The organism is Salinicola sp. CR57, from assembly GCF_003206585.1.
GTDB classification, from domain to species: Bacteria; Pseudomonadota; Gammaproteobacteria; order Pseudomonadales; family Halomonadaceae; genus Salinicola; species Salinicola lusitanus.
This window is the reverse complement of record NZ_PZJL01000006.1, coordinates 155,249-171,825: the sequence shown is the minus strand read 5'-3', so window position 1 is coordinate 171,825 and position 16,577 is coordinate 155,249. Positions and strand designations below refer to the sequence as shown.

The following is a 16,577-nucleotide window of genomic DNA, read 5'->3' as shown; positions in this document are numbered from 1 at the left end:
TCGTTCCTTCAGCCCTGCTTCTTCTGAATCTTGGCCCAGCTGTCCTTGAGCCCCACGGTGCGATTGAATACCAGCTTGCCATCGCGACAGGCGTGACGATCGGCGCAGAAGTAACCGACCCGCTCGAACTGGTAGCGCGCTTCCGGTTCGGCATTCGCCAGCGAGGGCTCGGCGATGCCCTGCACCGTGACCAGCGAGTCCGGGTTCAGGTGATCGAGGAAATCGGCATCCTTGTCCCGGTCCGGCGCCTCCTCGAGGAACAGGTTGTCGTAAAGCCTGACCTCCACCGGTACGCCATGCTCGGCGCTGACCCAGTGGATGACGCCCTTGACCTTGCGCCCTTCCGGATTCTTGCCCAGCGTGTCGAAGTCGACACTACAGTGGAGCGCGACGATCTCGCCCTCATCGTTCTTGATCACCTCGTCACAACGAATGACGTAGCCATTGCGCAGGCGAACTTCCTTCTCGGGTGCCAGACGGAAGAACTTCTTCGGCGGTTCCTCCATGAAGTCTTCGCGATCGATCCAGATCTCGCGGGTCAGCGGCAGCCGGCGGGTGCCCATGTCCTCCCGCGCCGGGTGCCCCGGCACCTCGAACACCTCGCCGTGGTCCGCGGGAAGGTTGGTCAACACCACCTTGAGCGGATCGAGCACGCACATCGCCCGCGGCGCGTTGTCCTCGAGATCCGAGCGGATGGCGAAATGGAGCATCGCGATATCGACCACGTTGGCGGCTCGGCTGACCCCGGTCATGTCGCAGAACTTGCGCAGCGACGCCGGCGTGTAACCGCGACGGCGAAGTCCGGAGATCGTCGGCATGCGCGGGTCGTCCCAGCCATCGACCACATCCCGGTCGACCAGCAGCTTGAGCTTGCGCTTGGAGGTGACCGTGTAATTGACGTTCATCCGCGCGAACTCGGTCTGGCGCGGCCTGGAGGGGACCGGCAACTGCCCCAGGAACCACTCGTAGAGCGGGCGGTGATCCTCGAACTCCAGCGTGCACAGCGAGTGAGTGATGCCTTCGATGGCATCGGACTGGCCATGGGCGAAATCATAGGAAGGATAGATCTTCCAGGCATCGCCGGTCTGATGGTGTGTTGCATGACGGATGCGGTAGAGGATCGGGTCGCGCAGATTGATATTCGGCGCTGCCATGTCGATCCTGGCCCGCAGCACCTTGCTGCCCTCGGCGAACTCGCCCAGCCGCATGCGCTCCAGCAGATCCAGATTTTCCTCGACACCGCGCTCCCGATAGGGGCTCGGCCGGCCAGGCTCGGTCAGCGTCCCCCGGTATTCGCGAATCTCCTCCGGGGAGAGGTCGTCGACGTACGCCTTGCCCTCACGGACCAGATGCTGTGCCCAGGCATAGAGCTGGTCGAAATAGTCGGAGGCGAAGCGCACCGAGCCGCTCCATTCGTAGCCAAGCCAGCGGATGTCTTCCTGGATCGCGTCGATGTAGGCCTGCTCTTCCTTGGCCGGGTTGGTATCGTCGAAGCGAAGATGGCAGCGCCCACCGAACTGCTCCGCCAGGCCGAAGTTGACCCAGATCGACTTGGCATGGCCGATGTGCAGGAACCCATTCGGCTCCGGCGGAAAGCGGGTCACGATCGTCGTCGCCTGCCCCGACTCGAGCTCGTCGCGAATCTGGTTACGCAGGAAATTCGGCGCCCCTTGCTGGGTCTCGGCACCGGACTGGGCTTCGGAACGATCGTTGGGACTTTCGGCGCTCGTGTTGCTTTCGACGCTCATGGAATGCAGGCAACCTCTATGATTCGGATGATCGGCCGACGATGCGGCCCTGATGACCGCAGGTTAACACGCGCGGACAGCGGTTTCTCCCGGCGACCCAAAGCCGCTATTATAGCGCGACGCCCGCGGCCGGCGCCAAGCCGCCTGCCGTCTCACGACAGCCAGAATCACCCAGGATTTCCGATGATCGTTTTGCACACCAATCACGGCGCCATCAAGCTCGAACTCGACTTCGAGAAAGCCCCGAAAACCGCCGCCAATTTCGAGCAGTACGTTCGCGACGGCCATTACGACGGAACCCTCTTTCACCGCGTGATCGATGGGTTCATGGTCCAGGGCGGCGGCTTCGACACCGATTTCGAGCAGAAGCCGACGCGCACCACGATCGAGAACGAAGCCGACAATGGTCTCACCAACCAGAAAGGCACCGTCGCCATGGCGCGCACCCAGGACCCCCACTCCGCCAGCGCCCAGTTCTTCGTCAACGTCTCCGACAACGACTTCCTCAACCATCGCGACAAGAGCGTGCAGGGCTGGGGCTACTGCGTATTCGGTCGCGTGGTCGACGGCATGGAGGTAGTCGACGAGATCCGCCAGGTGGCGACCGGACGGCGTGGCATGCACAGTGATGTCCCCGTCGAGGATGTCATCATCGAACGTGCCGAAGTCACGGATTGATCTACTCCCCTCACGGGCCGACCACCGACAGGAACCACTCCCCGCATGCAACTGCTGATCGCCGATCTCCATCTTCAACCCTCGCAGCCGGACATCGCCAAGGGTTTCATCGACTACCTGCGCGGGCCGGTCCGACAGGCCTCGTCGCTGACCATTCTGGGCGACCTGTTCGAGGCCTGGATCGGCGACGACTACCGGGGCGAGTTCGAGCAGCGGATCATCGCCGAGTTGAAGGCATGCGCCGAAGCCGGTACCCGGCTGGCTTTCATGCACGGCAACCGGGACTTTCTGATCGGCGAGGCGTTTGCCGCCGATAGCGGCTGCGCCCTGCTCGACGACCCCACGGTGGTGGAACTGGGCGGACAGCGGGTCCTGCTGATGCACGGCGATAGCCTGTGTACTCGCGACGAGGCTTACATGGCTTTCCGACGCCAGGCTCGCGACCCCGCCTGGCAGGCACAGATCCTGGCGATGCCGGTGGATGAGCGCATGGCGCTGGCAAGGAAACTTCGGGAACAGTCCGGCGAAGCCAACACCAACAAGGCCGAGGACATCATGGATGTCACCCCCGAAGCCGTCATCGAGACGATGCAGGCCCATGACGTGAGCGTCATGATCCATGGTCACACTCACCGACCGGCCGTGCACGAACTGAACGTCGGTGGGGAGCCGGCGAAACGTTATGTGATCGGCGACTGGCGCCCTGGCACGGGCTGGCAGCTGAGAGTGGACGACGACGGATTGACACTGGAGTCGTTCCCGATCTGATCGTGCCCGGCGAGTCACCGAGGGGCTTACCCCTTACCGGTGACTCACCGACCTCCCCGCACCAAGCCTAGAGCTGGAAGTCGGCCGGATGGGACGAAGCGGCGCTGACATTGTCCAGCAGCGTTCGCCAGCGAGTCAGAACCGGCGCATCGGACAGCGCCACCTCTCCCAGCCGATAGCGCAATGCGCGCTGCTTCTCCCGGTCACCGGGATCCACCAGGGAGAGCCACATCTCGAGGCTTTTCAACTCCATGTGGGGGCTGCCGGATTCAATGGCCCAGCTTCTCGACGCTTCGATGAGGGCCGCCACGCTCTCCATGTCGTCGCCCCGGCGATGCTTGACCCGGGCCATCTGCAAGCCGATTTGAGGCATCATCAAGGAGCGCCGTGTCAGCGCATGCTTGAGACAGGGCTCGAGATACGCCGCGGCGCGCCCCACATCGTTGAGCGCCAGGCAGGCGTCGCCGTACCACAGGAACGGCCGCTGCCAGGGCTCCCGGCCCGTCAATTCGCTCAATCGGGCCACGCTGGACTCGATTCTCTGCAGGCCCCGCGCCTCCCCTGCCAGCGACTGACTCCACCCCAGCACGCACTCCGCCTCCCAATGCCAGCGCTGGAGATCCGCCGTACGCGTCATCTCATGGGCGCGACGGCCACGCTCCGTCGCCAGATGGATATGTCCCAGTTGCCGGTAGAGGGAGGCGGCAAATATCAGGGCCATGGCCAACGATCCCGGGTGACGAACGGACTCCGCCAGGCGAATGGCGGCTTCCATCTGTTGCTCCGCGCGTCGATAGTCACCGCGCAGGCAGAGCGTCCAGCTCTGATAGCAGGCCGCGGCGACCTGGGGGTGATCGGAGTAAGGCAGCCACTCCAGCACCATGGGCCAACTCAGCGGATCGACCTGATCGAGGTGTTCATAGGCCAGCGAAATCCGGCCACTCCAGTACTCGCCGTGAGCGCGGGCATAGAGCGCCAGACGCTGGTAGCGCGGATCGTCGATGCGCTGCGCCAGATCGCGCAACTGCAGGGCCAGCGACTCCGCCTCCTGGGTGGCGTGGCGCTGGCTGGCGCCCACCCAGAGCCCCCAGGTCACCAGAAATGCCTGATCATCGGCTTCATCGTCGTCCGGTAGCGAGCCTTGCCACAGACTCTGCGCCCGAAGAAAACTCTCCTGCGCCGCCGGAGAGCCATGCCCTTCCAGCGCGTAGCAAGCCTGTCCTTTCACCGTCAGCAGACTGATTTCACGCTCGGCACCACCGCTGGAAGTCACTGCCAGGCAAGCAAGACCGGACTCGGCCATTTTCAACGCCGTGCGGTTGGCACTGACTTTGAGTGCACTCCTTGCCGCCATTTCGAAATAGCGTGCGGCCCGTGCCGGGTCGCCACTCCGGCGCAGATGCTCGGCGAAATCCCCGGGATGACGGCTGATCCACGCGGGGTAGCTGGATTCGATCAGCGTCACGACCTGCTGATGCAGCACGATCCGCACATCTTGGGGACACGAAAGATAGGCCGCCTCCTGCAGCAGCGGATGGCTGAACTGGAAATCGTAGGGCGGCATGTCACAGGGCTCGATGATCTCGAGCCTTCGCATCTGCTCCAGTGCCGCCTTGAAGAGATCGTCACCGATCGCCAGGCCGGCACGCAGCATGCTGGCTTCGAACTGACGACCAAGCGTTGCCGCCATGTGCGCGACATGGCGATATCCCTGCAATTGGTCGATGCGACTGGCAAGCAATCCCAGCAACCCGCTCGGCAGGCTGTCGGCGTCCAGGCGTCTGCCCTCGCGACGGTCGATCTCGAGCCGACGGCAGATCTCCTGCAAGTAGAGAGGGACTCCCTCGCAACGCTCGATCAACTGCTCTCGCAATCGCGGGTTCAGCTTGAGGCGATGTCGGCGGGCCAGGTAGTCCAGCATGTCCGCGGACTGCTCCGCGCCGAGACGCCCCAGCACCACCTGCTGGTCCCAGTTCAGCCTGACCGAGGGAACCTCCCGGTTCTGATGGGAGGCAACCAGTAACAAGGCAGTGTGAATCGGCAGCCGAGCCTGGAGGTTCTGCAGCACCTTCAGTGATGGTTCGTCCAGCCACTGCAGGTCGTCGACGATGATCACCAGCGGACGGCGAGAGCGGGTTGTCTCGAGAATCAAGGCCTGGGTCAGCTGGGTGACCAGCTCCACCGCCTCGTCGGCATCCTCCCTGGCCAGCGACGCCCGTCCGAGCACGTCGACCAGCAACTGCCGGCGCTCGACGCCGACTCGCTCCATCGTGGGAAACCGGTCGACCAGTTCCCGGATCGCGGCGTCATCCGGCTCCGCTTCGAGATACCACCCCAGCAGCGCCTGGACCAGCCCGTAGGAGGTCTGACTCGACAAGCGAGTCGTGGGCCGCCAGAAAACCGCCGCTTCCTCCTGCTGGAGATACTCCCGGAAGTGGATCATCAGGGCAGACTTGCCGATACCCGTGTCGCCCAAGACCAGCAGGCTCTGCCGCAGCCCGAGGGAGACCCGTGCCAGCGCATCGCGCAATTGGCGAAGTTCGGCCTCGCGCCCGGTGAGACTCGGCGGCAGGGCCTCGCGACAGGAGGCCTCCACGCCAAGCACCAGCCCTCGCCGCTGAACCCGACCATCGCTGCTGATCAGGCGGGGAGTCAGGCGAGATTGCAGATCGAATGCCGGCGGCAGGTGCTGGCTGGCGTTGAGCGAGATGACGAGCTCGCTGCTCTTGGCCGCCACCATCATGGCCAGCGCCACCTGCGTCACATCGCCGAACGGATCGATCGAGTGCCGCTCCGGAAGCCAGATCACGCGACCGCTATCCAGGCCGGCCGTCAGCGTGAACCGGGGCGGCGCCTCCTCGCCCTGCCACAGGTCATCGAGCTCGTGGGTGAGCCCTTGGCGACAATGCTCGAACAGCGCCACCAGTTCGGCCAGTTGATGGGTTGGGCCGTGCGTGCCGAAGCAGGCGAGCCCCACGCCACTCCCTACCGCGGCCTGCCAGAAACCGCCAAGGTGGCGACACTGGGTCTCCAGCCACCGGAACAGCTGGTCCTGAGCCTTCAGGCAAGCCAGCGCCCGGCCGAGATCGTTTCCGGCGTCCGCCGGTCGGAGCGCAATCGCCATGACCGTGACCTGGCGATAGTCGATATCTTCCGCCGAGTACCCCGGCGCTTCCCGTCGCCCCGAGGAAGTGTCGGCGCCGACGCCGTTCGACCAATCGAGGTGAACCTGTCCCGGCTCCGCCCCCTCCGACCAGAATCTCGCCAATTGCAGAAAGCCGGGCTCGGGCTGCTGGCCGGATAGCGCCAGGTGCTGAAGAAAGGCATTGAACTGTTCCCGGGCGGCAGCGAACTGTCCATGCTCGGCAAGCTGTCGCACCAATCGCTCGTGGAAAGGGCCAAAGTCCGGGATTCGGTGGATCAGGGTTCGCAGCAGCCCCTCGGGCAGCGCCGAACAAGCCCCCAGAACCCGCTCCGCGTATTCGGTCAAGCGCTGCCGCCACTCGCCCCGGGTGCGCACCAGCCACTGCTGGAAAGCGACGCACTGGCCCAGATGCAGTTCGGACAGCAGGTCGCCGCGATAGTAGTCGAGCAGCCGCTCGAGGACATCGATGGAAGGCGGTTCTCGCAACAGGCCGTCCACCTCGCGAAGATCCCAGTGCACATTGGGCGGCAGATCGAAGGAGATGGTCTGCCGGGTGACGGTCAAAGACGACTCCGCGAGATCGCCGAGGCTGTGTCGGAGGCAGTGAAGGGCATGGCGAAGATTCGTCCGCCCCGACTTGACGCCCTGGTCCGGCCATAGCATTTCGGCCAGCGCGGCACGGCTGGCCGGCGCCTCCTGCATCAGCAGGTAGATCAGCAGCGCCTTCACCTTGTCGTAGCTGAAGTGCGTCAGCGCCTGATCACCCTGCCGATATCCGAAATGTCCGAAGAGCGCGATTGTTGTTGTTGCTCGACCTGAATTCATCGTTTTCCATTATCCGATAGAAGAAGCGACCATACGCAGATCAGCGCCAAGCCGGTCGATGCGCCTCCCATGGCCGACCTGGGCCGGCATGAGCGCCGAGGTTGCGGCGATTCACGGCGAGGTCGCTCTCGGAACGCCGCTGTGAAAGCGGAACATGGCGTCTTCACCTTCGATCAACGCTTGTTCGTGAGCGGCGAAGCGAGCGACGCGTTCGGCCACGGCCGCCTTGCCGCCATAACGTTCGGCGAGTCCGAGGTAATCCTCGAAGTGACGCCCTTCCGAACGCACGAGGGAGCGATAGAACTTGGCAAGCGGCTCATCGAGATGAGGAATCAGCCGTGCGAAACGCTCACACGAGCGCGCTTCGATGAACGCACCCACGATCAGAATATCGATCAATCGGTCTGGCTCTTCTCGTGCTACGTGTTCACGCAGCCCCTCCGCATAGCGCGACGCCTGAATGTGGGAGTAGTCGACTCCCCGCTCCTGCATCAAACCAACCACCTGCTCGAAATGGAGAAGCTCCTCACGCGCCAACTGAGACATCTTGGTCAGAAGCTCGGGGCGATCGACATACCGGAACATCAGGCTCATCGCAGTAGAGGCGGCCTTCTTTTCACACTGCGCATGGTCGATCAACAACAGCGCCGGGTTTTCCAGTGCGGCCTCGATCCAGCGCCGAGGCGTGGCACAAGGTAGGAATTCGAGCAGCTCGATCGGCAGCAAGCGGTCGATGTCGACATCGATGTCATCAGTCATTCGTTCAGTAGTCATTGACGTTCTTCGGACGCTTGGCAGGCAACTGCCAACCCCGTTTGCGGATGGAAGACATCGGATCGTGGCGAGACATGTCGTATTTCCCGACCCTCACTCATCAGACATTCGGAATGAGCGTCGAGCCCCCGACCCGGAGAACTTTTCGAGGATTTCGGCCACTCGATACGTTGAATCAGAGTGGATTCGAGCCCAGTGGGCACATGGTAGCGCCTGCCCGATGAGACTTCGATAGCCATCCCCACGACCATGGTGACATTGACGGCAGCCCTAAAGTAGCGGAGGCCCGACGCGGCGCCGTGGTCTCCTTAACATTGTCGACAGTTTCACGTAGACTTCGCAGCGCCCACCGCAGCCGATTTCGTGACAGCCATGTCAATGGCCGCCAGACGATCCTGGCTTGCCGAACGACGAGACGTTCCGTGCCTGCCGCGTCCTGGCCCGGATTCCGTCTCGCTCATGCGGGCTCTAACTCTAGATGAGGGTCTCCACCGTGCTTGAAGCTTACCGCCAACATGTCGAGGAGCGCGCCCAGGAAGGCGTGCCGCCGAAACCGTTGACCGCCGAAATGACCGTCCAACTGGTCGAGCTGCTCAAGCAGCCGCCCGCCGGTGAAGAGGCATTTCTCCTCGAACTGATCACCGATCGCGTGCCGCCCGGTGTCGACGAGGCCGCCTACGTCAAGGCCGGCTTCCTCACCGCCATCGCCAAGGGGGAGGCGACCTCGCCGCTGATCGACAAGATCCACGCGGTCAAGCTGCTGGGGACCATGCAGGGCGGCTACAACATCGCCACCCTGGTCGAGCTGCTGGACGACAGCGAACTGGCCCAGGAGGTGGGCGAGCAGCTCAAGCACACTCTGTTGATGTTCGATGCTTTCCACGATGTCGCAGAGCGGGCCAAGAACGGTAACGCCGTGGCCCAGAGCGTGCTCGAGTCGTGGGCCGAGGCCGAATGGTTCCTGGCCAAGCCGGCGCTGGCCGACAAGATCAGCATCGCGGTGTTCAAGGTACCCGGCGAGACCAATACCGACGACCTGTCGCCAGCGCCGGATGCCTGGTCACGCCCCGACATCCCGCTCCACGCCAACGCCATGCTCAAGAACCCCCGCGACGGCATCGAGCCGGAAGTGGCGGGCAGCAAGGGCCCGCTGGCGCAGATCGAGGCGGTCAAGGCCAAAGGCTTCCCGGTCGCCTACGTAGGCGACGTGGTGGGCACCGGCTCCTCGCGCAAGTCAGCGACCAACTCGGTGCTGTGGTTCTTCGGTGACGACATCCCCCACGTCCCCAACAAGCGTGCCGGCGGTTTCTGCTTCGGCGGCAAGATCGCACCGATCTTCTTCAATACCATGGAAGACGCTGGCGCCCTGCCGATCGAGATGGACGTCGACAAGCTCGAGATGGGCGACGTCATCGACGTCTATCCCTATGAAGGCAAGGTCACCCGTCACGACAGCGACGAAGTCGTTTCCACCTTCGAGCTCAAGACCCAGGTGATCCTCGACGAAGTGCGCGCCGGTGGCCGTATCCCGCTGATCATCGGCCGCGGGCTGACCGAGAAGGCGCGCAACGAGCTCGGCCTGCCGGGCTCGGATATTTTCCGCAAGCCGGAACAGCCGGTCGACAGCGGCAAGGGCTTCACCCTGGCGCAGAAGATGGTCGGCAAGGCCTGCGACATGGACGGCGTCCGTCCGGGCATGTACTGCGAGCCGAAGATGACCACGGTCGGCTCCCAGGACACTACGGGCCCGATGACTCGCGACGAGCTCAAGGATCTGGCGTGCCTCGGCTTCCAGGCCGACCTGGTGATGCAGTCGTTCTGTCACACCGCCGCCTATCCCAAGCCGGTCGACGTCGAGACCCATCACACCCTGCCCGACTTCATCATGAACCGTGGCGGCGTCTCGCTGCGACCGGGCGATGGCATCATCCACTCCTGGCTCAACCGCATGCTACTGCCGGACACCGTCGGTACCGGTGGTGACTCGCACACCCGTTTCCCGATGGGCATCTCGTTCCCGGCAGGTTCCGGGCTGGTTGCCTTCGCGGCGGCCACCGGGGTGATGCCGCTGGACATGCCGGAGTCGGTGCTGGTGCGGTTCAAGGGTGAGCGTCAGCCGGGCATCACCCTGCGCGACCTGGTCCACGCGATCCCCTACTACGCGATCCAGCAAGGGCACCTGACGGTGGCCAAGTCCGGCAAGAAGAACATCTTCTCCGGCCGCATTCTGGAGATCGAAGGTCTCGAGGATCTCACCGCCGAGCAGGCGTTCGAGCTCTCCGATGCCTCCGCGGAGCGCAGCGCTGCGGGTTGCACCATCACGCTGGGCGAAGAGCGCGTTACCGAGTACCTGAACTCCAACGTCACGCTGCTGAAGTGGATGATCAGCGCCGGCTATGGTGACCGCCGCACGCTGGAGCGCCGTATCGAAGCCATGGAAGCGTGGCTGGCCAACCCCAGCCTGATGCGCGCCGACGCCGATGCAGAGTACGCTGCGGTAATCGAGATCGACCTGGCCGAGATCGACCAGCCGGTGCTCTGTGCGCCCAACGACCCGGACGATGCCCGTCTGCTCTCCGAGGTTGCTGGCCAGAAGATCGATGAAGTCTTCATCGGCTCGTGCATGACCAACATCGGCCATTTCCGCGCCGCCGGCAAATTGCTCGAGAAGCAGCCGGCCGGCAGCCTGAAAACGCGCCTGTGGCTTGCACCGCCGACCAAGATGGACCAACATCAGTTGACCGAGGAGGGCTACTACGGCATCTACGGCAAGGCTGGCGCTCGCATGGAGATGCCCGGCTGCTCGCTGTGCATGGGCAACCAGGCACGCGTCGCGCCGAAATCGACCGTGGTATCCACCTCGACCCGTAACTTCCCCAACCGTCTGGGCGACGGCGCCGATGTCTATTTGGCATCTGCAGAGCTCGCGGCCATCGCTGCCGTCGAAGGCCGCCTGCCCACGGTGGAGGAGTACAAGGCTACCATGGGTGAGTTCAATGCCATGGCGGGTGAGATCTACCGCTACCTGAACTTCCATGAGATAGAGGATTTCCAGAAAGCGGCCTCGAGCGTCATTCCGGTCGCCCAGGAAGCCTGACACGTCTCTTCCGATGCTCGCGCTTCATGAAGAGGTCACCGAAACGCCCCGCCAACGCGGGGCGTTTTTTTATGCCTGACCTCGATGAGAGATCGCTTGCGTCTGACCGGGGCTAATCATAAAGTCTGACCGAGTCATGAAACGCTGTTCGCCAGCGTCGACGATCCGTACACGCCGGTAGCCATTCGTCATCCGCATGGCAATTCGCCGATGAGGCCACGGAATGCCTGTTCGAACGCATTCAAGGGAGATTCACGATGAAGAAGAAGATCTGGCTCGTCATTCCGATGACGATGTCTCCGCTGCTGTTGGCGCCGACGGCGCAGGCGGCCAACGCCGACGGGCTCTATCTTGGCATCGGCGGTGGCTACGGTGAGGTGGCGAGCAGCGACAGCGAGATCGGCAAGTTTGCCGGGGCCAGCGGCGAAAGCTATCACGTCGACGATGATGACAGCGTCTACAAGGCATTCGTCGGCTACGAATACAACCCCTACTTCGCCACCGAGGCCTTCTACGCCGATCTGGGCAAGCCCAACCTGATCCGGGGTGGCAATGTCGTCGACCTCAAGAGCAAGGCCTACGGCTTGAGTCTGGTCGGCAAGCTGCCGGTCGGCGCTGGCTTCGAGCTGTTCGCCAAGGCGGGCATGGCACGTTGGGAAACGGAGGCCAGGGGCGAGCTCAGCGCCACGTCGGATCTCGATGACAATGACGGGATCGACCCGGTCTATGGCGCCGGCGTGCAGTTCCGCTATCAGCACCTTTTGCTGCGCACCGAATACGAGCGCTACGACTTCGACAGCGACTTCAAGGTCGATACCTACACCGCCTCCGTGGGCTGGCAGTTCTAGACCCGCGGTTGACGATGCCGCATCCAGGCCGCCTTCGAGCGGCCTTTTTTTGTCAATGGTCGGCCGAACTTGCAAAGATGACCGTTTGACGACAACACTGAATGGCATGCCTTGTCGCGACCATTCGTCATTGAGACCACCTGGCCCAGGAAGGGACACCGCCGACCACTCCATGCTAGCGCCCAGATCACTGATACAAGACATCGCCCGGCAGATCCGCGCCCACCTGCGTTCGCTGATCGCCTTCCACCTGTTCTTCACGTTACTCGCCTCGGCGGTATGGGTGCCGCTGTCGGCCAATACGCTGTCCGGACTCCTCCATCGCATCGGCCGCCCCGTGCTCAGCAACGGACAGATTCTGGATGTCGCCTTCTCGCCCTGGGGGCTGCTCTGGCTGCTGGTGGCGATCGGACTCAGCTTCCTGGTGATCTTCCTCCAGCAGGCGGGAATGATGCTCGTCGTCTCGAGCCAGGCCGGAAATCGATATCGGGTGGCCATGGGTTCGCTGTGGCACGTGCTACGCCGTTTTCCGGCCTTAATGACCCTCACCCTGCTCCAGGTCGGGAGCCATCTCCTCCTGGCCGCCCCGTTCGCCATCGGTCTCTCCCACCTTTACAGCGCCATGCTCGGCGATATCGAGCCCTATATTCTGATCCACCTGAAGCCTCCCGAGCTGTGGGAGTTTCTCGCCATGGCGACGCCGATCGTTGTGGTTCTGGTGCTGCTCAGCGCCGCCCTCTATTTCCGCTGGTTCCTGGCACTGCCGGCGATGATGCTCGACGGGCTGAAGCCGATCGCCGCGTTGAAACGCAGCCGCGAACTGACCCAGGGGCGTCGCCTGCGGATGGCCCTGGCCGTCGTCGGCATGGCGCTGCTGGTGGCGGCCATCCCGGTTGTCTTCACCCTGGTCTTCAACACCCTGGGCGGGACGTTGCTCGGGTATCTGCCGGAGCGCAACAGCGTGCTGATTCCAGCGATGCTGACCTATCTGGCGCTGTATATCGTCACCACGATCGCACTCACTTTCCTGGGCATCGCAGCCAACAGCCTGGTGGTGATCACGCTATACCACCGTGCCATCGGGCGGGCGCCAGTGTTTCGCCCCGCCGCGACGCCGCAGCGCTCCGGGGTGATCGCCTGGGGGGCAGAGATCCTGCTGCTGGTCTTTGCCCTGGGCCAGGCGGGCTGGATACTGCATGGGTTCGAGATCAACGACCACGTCGCCATCACCGCCCATCGCGGCAGTTCGCTGGCGGCGCCCGAGAACACCATGGCCTCGATGAACCAAGCCATCGCCGACGGTGCCGACTACATGGAACTGGACGTGCGCCTGAGCGGCGACGGACAGGTCGTCGTCTCCCACGACAACAATCTGAGCCGATTGACCGGGGTCGACCGTAACATCAGCGACATGACGCTGGCGGAGATCGAACAGGTCGATGTCGGCTCCTACTTCGGCGATGCCTTCGTCGGCGAGCGCATTCCCACGTTCCAGCAGGTCCTGGACAATGCGCGGGATCGCATCGGGCTCTACGTCGAGCTGAAACCGTCACCAGGCACCGCCGAGGAGCTGGCTCAAAAGGTCATCGCCCAGTTGAAGGCCAGTCAGATGACGGACCACGCCGTGATTGCCTCGCTGTCACCCGATGTCATCGAGGTGGTCAAGGGCCTGGACGGAGAGCCGCGGACCACCCTGTTTCTGCAGTTCGTCCTGCCCGGCGCGCTGCATACCACCGACGCCGACATCATCGGCCTGCGCCACACCCAGGCCACGCCGAGCCTGCTGAGGACCATTCACGATACCGGCCGGGGGGTGGCGGTATGGACCGTCAATGGTATCGGCGACATGTCGCGCTATCTCGACATGGGGGTCGACAATATCATCACAGATCGGCCCGATGCCCTCGCCAATATCCTGCAGGAAAGACGGGCCATGTCGGACGGCGAACTGCTGCTGGTGAAGCTGCGCAACTGGCTGCGTTCGTGACCCCTCCGGCGACAGCACGGTTGCCGACGTCTCGTCATCACGTCAAAACCAAAAAAGCCGGCGCGAGGGTATCGCGCCGGCCCTTGGGCTGCTCAATTACGATCAGCCCAGCGTTTCACCCGCCAGCATGAACCAGGTCTCGAGCACGGCGTCCGGATTCAGCGAGACCGAATCGATCCCCTGCTCCATCAGCCACTTGGCAAGCTCCGGATGGTCGGACGGTCCCTGGCCGCAGATGCCTACGTACTTCCCCTGGGCCTTGCAGGCCTGGATCGCCATCGACAGCAGCTTCTTGACCGCCGGGTCCCGCTCGTCGAACAGGTGGGCGATGATCGCGGAGTCGCGATCCAGGCCCAGCGTCAACTGGGTCAGGTCGTTGGAACCGATGGAGAACCCATCGAAATGCTCCAGGAACTCGTCGGCCAGCAGCGCGTTGGAGGGGAGCTCGCACATCATGATGATCTTGAGCCCGTTGTCGCCACGTTTGAGGCCGTTGGCCTCGAGCAGGTCAACTACCGCCTTGCCCTCGGCCGGCGTGCGCACGAACGGCACCATGATCTCGACGTTGTTGAGCCCCATCTCGTCGCGAACACGCTTGAGCGCCCGACACTCCAGCTCGAAGCAGGCGCGGAAGTCGTCGGAGATGTAGCGCGAGGCGCCGCGGAAGCCGAGCATCGGATTCTCTTCGCCCGGCTCGTAGAGCTTGCCGCCGATCAGGTTCTCGTATTCGTTGGACTTGAAGTCCGACAGCCGCACGATCACGCGCTTGGGATAGAACGCCGCCGCCAACGTGGAGATGCCCTCGACCAGACGATCCACGTAGAAGCTGACCGGGTCGTCGTAGCCGGCGATGCGCAGGTCGATGGTCTGCTGCAGGTCGCTGGAGAGCTTGTCGTAATCCATCAGCGCCCGTGGATGCACGCCGATCATGCGGTTGATGATGAACTCCAGCCGCGCCAGGCCGATGCCTTCGTTGGGCAGCCCGGCAAAAGCGAAGGCGCGATCCGGGTTGCCCACGTTCATCATGATCTTGAACGGAATCTCCGGCATGGCGTCGACGCTGGTGGTCTGGCAGTCGAACTCCAGCTTGCCCTGGTAGACGTGCCCGGTGTCCCCCTCGGCGCAGGAGACCGTCACCTCGACGTCGTCGTGGAGCAGCTCGGTGGCGTCGCCACAGCCGACCACGGCGGGGATTCCCAGTTCACGGGCGATGATCGCCGCGTGGCAAGTACGTCCGCCGCGATTGGTGACGATGGCGGACGCGCGTTTCATGATCGGCTCCCAGTCGGGATCGGTCATGTCGGTCACCAGCACGTCGCCGGACTGTACCTTGTGCATCTCCTCCGGCGATGCCACCAGCTTAACCTTGCCCTGGCCGATCCGCTGGCCGATGGCGCGGCCGTCGACCAGCACGCGGCTCTTGTTCTTGAGCGTGAAACGCTCCAGGGTGCCGCCCTCCTGGTTCGATACCACCGTCTCCGGCCGGGCCTGGACGATGTAGAGCTTGCCATCGTCGCCGTCGCGAGCCCACTCGATGTCCATCGGACGGCCGTAATGTTTCTCGATGGTCACGGCCTGGCGTGCCAGTTCCATCACATCGTCGTCGCTCAGGCAGAAGCGCTGGCGGTCGGCATGCGCAACGTCCACGGTCTTGACCGAACGCCCGGCGGCGGCGTCATCGGTATAGACCATCTTGATCCGCTTGGAGCCCAGTGTCCGTCGCAGCACCGCGGGCCGGCCGGCAGCCAGCGTCGGCTTGTGAACGTAGAACTCATCGGGATTGACCGCGCCCTGAACCACCGTTTCGCCAAGGCCCCAGGCGCCGGTCACGAACACCGCGTCGCGATAGCCGGACTCGGTGTCCAGCGTGAACATCACTCCAGCCGCCGCCGTCTCGGAGCGCACCATCTTCTGGACGCCTGCGGAGAGCGCGACGTTCTCGTGCGGATAGCCGCGATGCACGCGGTAGGAGATGGCGCGATCGTTGAACAGCGAGGCGAAGACCTCGTGGACGGCACGCTTGACGTTGTCGAAGCCGTCGATGTTGAGAAAGGTCTCCTGCTGCCCGGCGAAGGAGGCATCGGGAAGGTCCTCCGCGGTAGCCGATGAACGCACCGCCACCTTGAGGTTGGGATGGCGAGCCTGCAACGTCTGATAGGCATCACCCAGCGCATCCTCGAAGGCGGGGGGCAAGGGCGTATCGATCACCCACTGGCGGATCCTCTCGCCCACCTTGGCCAGCATCTCGGTATCGTCGACGTCCAGCTTGGAGAGCTCGGCATTGATGCGGTCGTTCAAGCCGTCATGGGCCAGGAACTCGCGATAGGCATGGGAGGTGGTGGCGAAACCGCCGGGCACGGTGACCCCGGCGTCCGCCAGATTGGAGATCATCTCCCCCAGCGAGGCGTTCTTGCCACCGACGCGCTCGACATCGGACATCCCCAACTGCTCGAAAGTGATAATGAATGGTTCCAAAGTCGTCTCCTGATCGTCTCGGCCGGCCACCGCTGATGAACCGTGGCACATGAAACGGCGCGCTCCGCTGCGCCTCGATGGGGCCAGAAGCTAACAGGCGACTTTCGGCTTAGCCAGAAGTTTAAGGGCGTAGAGTTTGGAGTATTTCTACAGGAATTCGCCCATTTCGCGCATTCCTGTAGTCCCGCGAGGCGAGGCGACTTCTCCACCGACGACGAGTTGCCCCGGCCGC

Annotated in this window: 9 protein-coding genes; 5 read left to right on the top strand and 4 right to left on the bottom strand. The window is 63.5% G+C overall.

The genetic code is table 11. The features are described 5' to 3' along the window. Positions 1-8: 8 nt before the first annotated feature. Positions 9-1,748: a glutamine--tRNA ligase/YqeY domain fusion protein gene (locus DOM56_RS10820; protein WP_110708770.1), complete on the bottom strand. Its 1,740-nt coding sequence runs from the start codon at positions 1,746-1,748 to the stop codon at positions 9-11. Between the two features lie 183 nt (positions 1,749-1,931). Between DOM56_RS10820 and DOM56_RS10815 the strand changes: the two genes are divergently transcribed. Both DOM56_RS10815 and DOM56_RS10810 read left to right on the top strand, forming a co-directional pair. Beyond that, on the top strand, positions 1,932-2,426 hold the full coding sequence (locus DOM56_RS10815; protein WP_110708769.1) for a peptidylprolyl isomerase: 495 nt from the start codon (positions 1,932-1,934) through the stop codon (positions 2,424-2,426). A 45-nt stretch (positions 2,427-2,471) separates the two neighbouring features. Then, on the top strand, positions 2,472-3,194 hold the full coding sequence (locus tag DOM56_RS10810) for a UDP-2,3-diacylglucosamine diphosphatase (protein ID WP_110708768.1): 723 nt from the start codon (positions 2,472-2,474) through the stop codon (positions 3,192-3,194). 67 nt (positions 3,195-3,261) lie between these two features. Here DOM56_RS10810 and DOM56_RS10805 read toward each other — a convergent pair whose 3' ends face one another. Together DOM56_RS10805 and DOM56_RS10800 are read right to left on the bottom strand one after the other, a co-directional pair. Then, the gene (locus tag DOM56_RS10805) at positions 3,262-7,164 is read right to left on the bottom strand and encodes an AAA family ATPase (protein WP_110708767.1); all 3,903 of its coding nucleotides are present in this window, start codon (positions 7,162-7,164) and stop codon (positions 3,262-3,264) included. 111 nt (positions 7,165-7,275) lie between these two features. Next, positions 7,276-7,923 carry a tRNA-(ms[2]io[6]A)-hydroxylase gene (locus DOM56_RS10800; protein ID WP_110708766.1) on the bottom strand — a complete coding sequence of 216 codons (648 nt, stop codon included), beginning with the start codon at positions 7,921-7,923 and terminating at the stop codon, positions 7,276-7,278. A gap of 508 nt (positions 7,924-8,431) precedes the next feature. Between DOM56_RS10800 and acnB the strand changes: the two genes are divergently transcribed. From acnB to DOM56_RS10785, 3 genes are all read left to right on the top strand, one after another. Then, positions 8,432-11,035 carry a bifunctional aconitate hydratase 2/2-methylisocitrate dehydratase gene (gene acnB, locus DOM56_RS10795; protein ID WP_110709327.1) on the top strand — a complete coding sequence of 868 codons (2,604 nt, stop codon included), beginning with the start codon at positions 8,432-8,434 and terminating at the stop codon, positions 11,033-11,035. Between the two features lie 257 nt (positions 11,036-11,292). Continuing rightward, positions 11,293-11,883: an outer membrane beta-barrel protein gene (locus tag DOM56_RS10790; RefSeq protein WP_110708765.1), complete on the top strand. Its 591-nt coding sequence runs from the start codon at positions 11,293-11,295 to the stop codon at positions 11,881-11,883. Between the two features lie 172 nt (positions 11,884-12,055). After that, positions 12,056-13,870 (top strand): glycerophosphodiester phosphodiesterase, encoded by a 1,815-nt coding sequence (locus tag DOM56_RS10785; RefSeq protein WP_110708764.1) that lies wholly within the window; start codon positions 12,056-12,058, stop codon positions 13,868-13,870. 102 nt (positions 13,871-13,972) lie between these two features. On the opposite strand, the gene ppsA is transcribed toward DOM56_RS10785, so the two are convergent. Further along, on the bottom strand, positions 13,973-16,345 hold the full coding sequence (ppsA, locus tag DOM56_RS10780) for a phosphoenolpyruvate synthase (protein WP_110708763.1): 2,373 nt from the start codon (positions 16,343-16,345) through the stop codon (positions 13,973-13,975). Between the last annotated feature and the right edge of the window lie 232 nt (positions 16,346-16,577).

What these genes read in the sequence shown, in the direction of transcription:
- DOM56_RS10805 (WP_110708767.1), bottom strand. Translation starts at nt 7,164, where the DNA reads ATGAATTCAGGTCGAGCAACAACAACAATCGCGCTCTTCGGACATTTC.
- DOM56_RS10800 (WP_110708766.1), bottom strand. Translation starts at nt 7,923, where the DNA reads ATGACTGATGACATCGATGTCGACATCGACCGCTTGCTGCCGATCGAG.
- DOM56_RS10815 (WP_110708769.1), top strand. Translation starts at nt 1,932, where the DNA reads ATGATCGTTTTGCACACCAATCACGGCGCCATCAAGCTCGAACTCGAC.
- DOM56_RS10785 (WP_110708764.1), top strand. Translation starts at nt 12,056, where the DNA reads ATGCTAGCGCCCAGATCACTGATACAAGACATCGCCCGGCAGATCCGC.
- DOM56_RS10820 (WP_110708770.1), bottom strand. Translation starts at nt 1,748, where the DNA reads ATGAGCGTCGAAAGCAACACGAGCGCCGAAAGTCCCAACGATCGTTCC.
- DOM56_RS10790 (WP_110708765.1), top strand. Translation starts at nt 11,293, where the DNA reads ATGAAGAAGAAGATCTGGCTCGTCATTCCGATGACGATGTCTCCGCTG.
- DOM56_RS10810 (WP_110708768.1), top strand. Translation starts at nt 2,472, where the DNA reads ATGCAACTGCTGATCGCCGATCTCCATCTTCAACCCTCGCAGCCGGAC.